At 57.9% G+C, this 6,563-nt stretch carries 3 protein-coding genes and 5 tRNA genes; all 8 read right to left on the bottom strand.

What is annotated here, in order from left to right; all coding sequences use genetic code 11:
- Window positions 1-4 precede the first annotated feature (4 nt).
- A tRNA-Gly gene (locus I2E45_RS04320) sits at window positions 5-80 on the bottom strand.
- A 141-nt stretch (window positions 81-221) separates the two neighbouring features.
- Entirely contained in the window at window positions 222-1,955 is a 1,734-nt protein-coding gene (locus I2E45_RS04315; protein WP_229058821.1) for a glycoside hydrolase family 13 protein, read from the bottom strand.
- Between the two features lie 336 nt (window positions 1,956-2,291).
- Window positions 2,292-2,367 (bottom strand) — tRNA-Gly (locus I2E45_RS04310).
- A gap of 42 nt (window positions 2,368-2,409) precedes the next feature.
- Window positions 2,410-2,483 (bottom strand) — tRNA-Cys (locus I2E45_RS04305).
- Window positions 2,484-2,517: 34 nt separating this feature from the next.
- Window positions 2,518-2,593 (bottom strand) — tRNA-Gly (locus I2E45_RS04300).
- 105 nt (window positions 2,594-2,698) lie between these two features.
- Window positions 2,699-3,445, bottom strand: coding sequence for an anti-sigma factor antagonist (locus I2E45_RS04295; RefSeq protein ID WP_055286928.1), 747 nt, complete (start codon window positions 3,443-3,445; stop codon window positions 2,699-2,701).
- Window positions 3,446-3,523: 78 nt separating this feature from the next.
- Window positions 3,524-5,869: a GAF domain-containing SpoIIE family protein phosphatase gene (locus tag I2E45_RS04290; RefSeq protein ID WP_195444472.1), complete on the bottom strand. Its 2,346-nt coding sequence runs from the start codon at window positions 5,867-5,869 to the stop codon at window positions 3,524-3,526.
- A gap of 59 nt (window positions 5,870-5,928) precedes the next feature.
- Window positions 5,929-6,018 (bottom strand) — tRNA-Leu (locus I2E45_RS04285).
- Between the last annotated feature and the right edge of the window lie 545 nt (window positions 6,019-6,563).

Below are 6,563 nucleotides of genomic sequence, written 5' to 3'. Positions count from 1 at the left end.
CAAATGGAGCGGACAACGGGGCTCGAACCCGCGACCCCAACCTTGGCAAGGTTGTGCTCTACCAACTGAGCCATGTCCGCTTACGAGGATTAATCTTACGTGATGCCCGCATCCTATGCAAGAACTTTTTTTGAAAAGTTTTGCGACGCCCTCGCGAGCCTCGCGAAGGCATCAGCCGCCGCGGAAGGTACAGGCAAACGCAAACTCTCCGCAAGAGGCACCTACATCTCACCGAGCATGATCCAGGCAGAGCTGTCCTGCGCGAGTCTGCCGTCTGCAAGCGGTGATGAGGTGAGCAGGACCCTGCCCGCCGGCAGCTCCACGGGTGCTGCACCAAAGTTCGTCACACACGCCCAGCCGTTGTCACGGCGATAGGCGATGACGCCGCCCTCAGCGCCCTCGGCACCATCCGCAAGACCGGTGCGCCCGTCAAGATCGAGCCACAAAAGATCGTTGGTACACCCGCGCAGTTTGCGCCGCAGCCAGAGGGCGTCACGATAGAGCGAAAGCATCGATGTCGGGTCCGCCTCTTCCCTATCGGCAGCGTAATCGGAAAACCATGCAGGCTGCGGCAGATGGGGCGCCGCATCGGCGTCTGCCGGCGAAAACCCAAACGATCCGCCATGCGCGGAATCGTCCGCCGCCACCCACGGCAGGGGCACACGACAGCCGTCGCGCCCCTTCTCACGCTTCGGTCCGTGCGTATTGGTCGCAGTAGGGTCTTCGAGTGCAGCCCACGGGATATCAGCCACCTCAAAAAGGCCGAGCTCCTCACCCTGATACACGTATGCCGAGCCCGGAAGCGCCAGTTCAAGCAAAAGGGCCGCCCGCGCGCGGCGCTCGCCGAGTTCACGGTCCTCGTCATAAGACGACCCGTCGCGTAAGAGCCAGTCGAGCGCAATCTGGTGGTAGCGCGTCGCCTTGATTTGCGGCAGGGCATAGCGTGTCGCCACGCGCGGCACGTCGTGGTTGGAGAGTACCCAGGTCGAGGCGGAATCGGATTCGACGGCTGCCTTCAAGCCCTTCTCGATTGCAGTGTGCATGTCATTATAGGTCCAAGTGGCCTTGGCAAACTCAAAGTTGAATGTCTGGCCAAGCTCGCTGGGACGCGCGTAGAGATACTGGCGCTCGGGCAACACCCACGCCTCGGCAACGGCGCTGCGCGGCGGATTATAGTGGTCGAACACGCGGCGCCACTCGCGATAGATCTCGTGGACCTCATTGCGGTCCCACAGCGGATGGGTGCCGTCGTCAACCATGTCATCGCCCTCGGCGAGATGCCACCGGTCGAGGTCATCGCGGTCGAGATCCTTGGCGAGACCCTGCGCCACATCAATGCGAAAGCCGTCGACGCCTCGATCGCTCCAAAACGCCAGGACGTCGCAAAAGAGCGCGTGAACCTCAGGGCATGACCAGTCAAAGTCCGGCTGCTCGGGCGTAAACATGTGCAGATACCACTGACCGTCCGCAACACGCGTCCATGCGGGGCCGCCAAAGTTGGCATTCCAATTGGTGGGAGGCAGCTCGCCATGCTCGCCGCAACCATCGCGGAAGATATAACGGGCGCGCTCGGGAGATCCGGGGCCGGCGGCAAGAGCGGCTTTGAACCAGGGGTGCTGGTTGGATGAATGGTTGGGCACGATGTCGACGATGACCTTGATGCCGCGCGCGTGAGCCGCAGCGATCATGTCATCGAAGTCGTCAAGCGAGCCGAGACGTGGGTCGACATCGCAGTAGTCCGCCACATCATAGCCGCCATCGACAAGAGGCGATGGGTAAAACGGGCTCAGCCAGATGGCCTCGATACCCAGCCGCTCAAGATAGTCCATCTGCTGGGTAATGCCCGCGATATCGCCCAGACCCGAACCAGTCGAATCCTTAAACGAGCGCGGGTAGATCTGATAGATCGCAGCGTCGGACATCCATGAGCGCGAAGAAGACTTTTCTGTAGCCATGGGGCGTATCTCCCTTGCAACGAGGTTATGCGAGATGCCCACGATGATACGCCCAAAGCGGACATTCGCGGCAAACAACGCCACAGCCACGACCCAAAACGCTCGCTCCCTCTCGGGTTCAAGCCTCCTGGGACGAATCGACCGATTAATGAAAAGAACGGAAGACCCACTTTCCCGGCCACGACAGCGAGCGGGCTCCGGGTGCCCCAGGTTGCCGCGAAAGAGGAGGGAAGCGTACTTTATGTACGCGACCGACGATTGAGGGGCAAGATGGGGTGCCCGGGGCCCGCGCAGCGTCAACAAAAAACGCGGTTCGTTAGAACCGCATAAGATAGTTGGAGCGGACAACGGGGCTCGAACCCGCGACCCCAACCTTGGCAAGGTTGTGCTCTACCAACTGAGCCATGTCCGCATATGTAAAACAAAACGGGCGCCGGAGCGCCCGGATGTTGCCTGGAGGCGAAGCCCGGATTCGAACCGGGGGTAAAGGCTTTGCAGGCCTCTGCCTTACCACTTGGCCACTTCGCCGAAAAAGGACCGCCTAAACGGTCCGGAAATGCAATGGAGCGGACAACGGGGCTCGAACCCGCGACCCCAACCTTGGCAAGGTTGTGCTCTACCAACTGAGCCATGTCCGCTTGCGGGTTATTAATTTACGCGAGTTGTCCAAAAGACGCAAGTACTTTTTTCAAAAAACTTGTCTGCCGCATGTTCTTAGTAGCTAAACGCGCTAAAGCGATTGGCTAGGCACACGATTCCAGCGCTCCGCTAAACAGCTTCACCATCTGTACGCGCGTGCCGGCGCCGTCCGTACGACGAGCAACCTCCACGTTATCGACGAGCATACGCATAAGCTTGATGCCACGGCCGCGCTCCTCGGATGCGACCGGCTCGCTCGTTTCATCGATAGAATAGCCGGCACCTCGATCAAGCACCTCAACCACAACGCGATCGCCATAGGCCTGAACCGTCAGGACGCACCCGATACCGCCCGCATGGTCATAGGCATTACCCAGCGCCTCCCCCGACGCCAATGCGACATCGTAGCGCTCGTCACGGCGCAACGGAAGCGATTCAAGGAGTTCGGCGATGCGATGTCGGTAGTATGGAAGATTCTCGATACCCTGACGGACCTCGACGCTCTTACTCCAGCGAGGCAGCTCCCCCACCGGAATGGCGGGAATAGACTCCCGTGCCGGCCCCGCGACATGAAGGATATCGACAAGACGAGCAATCTCCAAAAAGCGAACAACTTCACCCGATGCATTGACGAGCGAAAGCAGGCCTTCTCGCCTCATGAGCTCACGAGCGCGCGTAAGCAGGAATGCCAAGCCCGTCGAATCGATAAAGCTAACAGCCTGACAGTTGATGACAACACGACGCACGCCGCGGCCAATCAAAGCATCCAACCGCCGACGCAGCGCAGGCACCGTGGCGATGTCGATATCGCCTGGTGGCGTCAAAACCGCTATGTCATTCCACTCATTCATACGACCATGGTTCCCCAAAAAAGCCCACTCGATGCATTCGTTTCCCCAACCGTACGGATTCAGCCCGCCCAGCGTCGTCTATGAACGACCCCGTAAAAACTCAAGGGACACCAATGCAATGTCATCGTCCAGCGCCGATTCGGTAAATCGGTCAAGCTCGCCCAAGACCTTGCCGCAGATTCCCGATACGCCCTCACCCGAGACAGAGAGCAGAAGGTCACGAAGGCGCTGCTCACCAAAGAACGCTCCGGTGCGGTCGCGGGCCTCAATCGTTCCGTCCGTATACATGAAGAGCATGTCGCCAGGAGCGAACGTAAACACGCCTGTCTCGTACACCATGCTCTCAAAGGCACCGATTACGCCCGATTGGCATCCAAGCAGCTCGACCTCTCCCCCACGGGCCTCGCCGCCACCCAGCGGCATCGACTCTGGCCTAATGACCATGGTCGGAGGATGGCCCGCCGAACAATACGTTGCGCGTCCGGCTTTAAGGTCAATCTTGGCGATAAAGGCCGTCACGAACGTCTCGACCCTCGAAAAGCCCATGAGCATACTGTTAAGAGAGCGTGCCATGCGGGCCGGTCCAGCGCCCTCCCACGCATATGTCGTCAGGGCCGTCTTGACGAGCGCGGACATCGATGCGGCCTCAATGCCTTTGCCAGACACATCACCCAGAATCATGACGGCGCAGTCGTCGGGAAGACGGATGAGCGTATAGAAATCGCCGCCGACCAACGCCGAGTTCGTGGCTGACAGGTACACCGAATCGGTTGCGATACCCGGAACATCCCCCAGGGAATTTCTCATGCCGATCTGAAGGGTCTGAGCGATATGGCGCTCCTCGCGCTTTTGAGATTCGCCTTCGTAGATCAGTTCAAAGTCATGCGCCAAGTGCACCAAGTAGTCATATTCAAGATCATCAATCGGCTCTTGGCTACCATCACGAAGCAGCAGCGCGCGCGTCGTCGGGCTCTTCGCAACAGAAGCAGGAACAATCGCGTCGTTACTGTGCTTGCCATCACCCTCAGAGCGCGGGCGCCCCGCCTCGATGCCGGAGTCGACGTAGAGACCTTGACAAGGCAGGCCATGCGCCCTAAGCCAGCCTCCCATAGGCATCGATTCATCAACGCGAGTTATACGGACGTGTTTAAGGTCCTCGGCACTCGTACCGCCCAAAACAGATGCCTCAAAGCCATCAGGGCCAGCCCCCAGACGTGCCGCTGGCGCCGTCGTGGAAAAGAAAAGCTTCTCGGGATCGTCCGGCAAAGCAACGCGACTGCCACCTTCAAAATCTATGACGTAGGAATCCAGACTGGCGTCATACTCAACAGGGCAAAAATGGCAGTTAAGCATATTGCAGATCTCGGACGATACCGCCTGGGTAGCCGCGGCGGAATCGTCTAGAAAGGTAAACAACTCATCACGCAAGACATTGAGCGAGCGGCCAAGCTCGGCCGTGCGACGGGAGCGAAGGCTCGATGCCATGCCGACCAGCTGGATAGACAGGTAATCGCAAATGACCTCGAGCACATTAACGTCATAGGCGAGCGGTGCCTGGGGGCGTTTCCAACCAACTTCCAGCACGCCAAGAATCTGCGTACCGTAAAAAACGGGAAGACAGATCTCGCTGCGGTACGGAGGCATATCCTGCATGCGCAACAGGTGCTTAGAACGATTGTCCAGGTCCATGAACATACCGGAGGCGGCCTTATCACCCTCAAGGTCCTGTTGAATCGACAAGCGACAGGCACGCGACTCACGAAGAACATACGTCGGAATGCCAGCGCCATACGGCAAAAACTCAGGCAGGTAGCTGTCGTACAGCTCCTTGGAAACACCGCGAAGTTTAAAACCGCCGCTCTCAGAAAAATAGATAGCGGCACCCGAAGCATCGAGCGTTCCTACAAGCTGGTTCAAAACGGTATCAAGTAGGCTGGGCAGCTCATCGGAGCCCACGGTACTCATAATGACCGAGAGAGTGCCAGAGAGACGCTTGTTCGCAACTCTAAGCTCCGATAACGCACGCTTAAGTTGACGGTCGTGAGAATACTGTTCCTCGATACTGTGAAGCGCCACTAGGACACGTGGTGCGCGGCGCCCAAAGATGCGTGGAGGCGTTACGGAGCCCGCGCGAACCAAGACGGGGATAAAAGAGCCGTCACTCAGCTTGAGCATCAGTTCGTTCTCGAAGCCATCAGTTTCAAATGGCAGACGATGTTCCGTCGCACGTTCAAAAGCGGACGAGTACAGGACGTCTTTAACATCTCCACCGATGACATCGGCGCGTTCCTCGCACATCAACCCAAGTAAGCGATTATTCACATGCAGAATGGTTCCGTCGAGCTCGCAGATGATGACAGCATCGCTCGTGATCTCGACTAGTTGGGCAACGTCTGCCCACTCGTTGCGTTCAAGCGTTTCCATCGTGGACCCCACCGTCTATCGGTAACAAAAAAGCCTCCGAAGAGGCTTCTCAAATGCGATGGTGTCGGAGGCGGGACTTGAACCCGCATGACCAAAAAGCGGTCACTAGCACCTCAAGCTAGCGCGTCTGCCAATTCCGCCACTCCGACATGCTATGTTGTTGATTTGCGGTTCACTTTGTTGGACCCGCGCGTTCAACGAGGAAGATAATAACCTATGATTCGAGAACTGTGCAAGCACTTTTTTCAAAAAAGTTTACGAATTTGTAAATGAGCAGGTAGATCCGTATGTCCGGCCCCGAATCGGTGTTGCCTCCCGGCGCGTCCTCGGGCATGAGCGATATTTTGCTGCGCACTTCGTGCTGCAAAATATCGCTCCCCCTGCGGAATGCGCCGGGAGGCAACACCGATTCGGGGCCTGCAAATACGTACTTCAGGCACAATTCTCAAACATGTTCTGAGGGCTGATATAAATTTAGTGGCTCGGCCTTGCCGAGCCCTTATATAAAGAGGCCGGAGCTAAAGCTCCGGCCTCACTAACTTTCCTATTAGATTAAGTGAGCGATCAAGGAATCGCACCCCTCCCTGCCGCGTTGCCGCAGGGCCCGTGCTGGACTTAGTTTTCAGAACATTCCGCAGACCAGGAAACCCCCTTATCCGCAGCTCCGAAGGAGCAGGATAAGGGGGTTTCCATG

The sequence above is a fragment of the Collinsella aerofaciens genome (assembly GCF_015555045.1).
GTDB classification, from domain to species: Bacteria; Actinomycetota; Coriobacteriia; order Coriobacteriales; family Coriobacteriaceae; genus Collinsella; species Collinsella aerofaciens_W.
The sequence above is the reverse complement of the archived record's forward strand: the minus strand, read 5'-3'. Positions and strand labels throughout refer to the sequence as shown.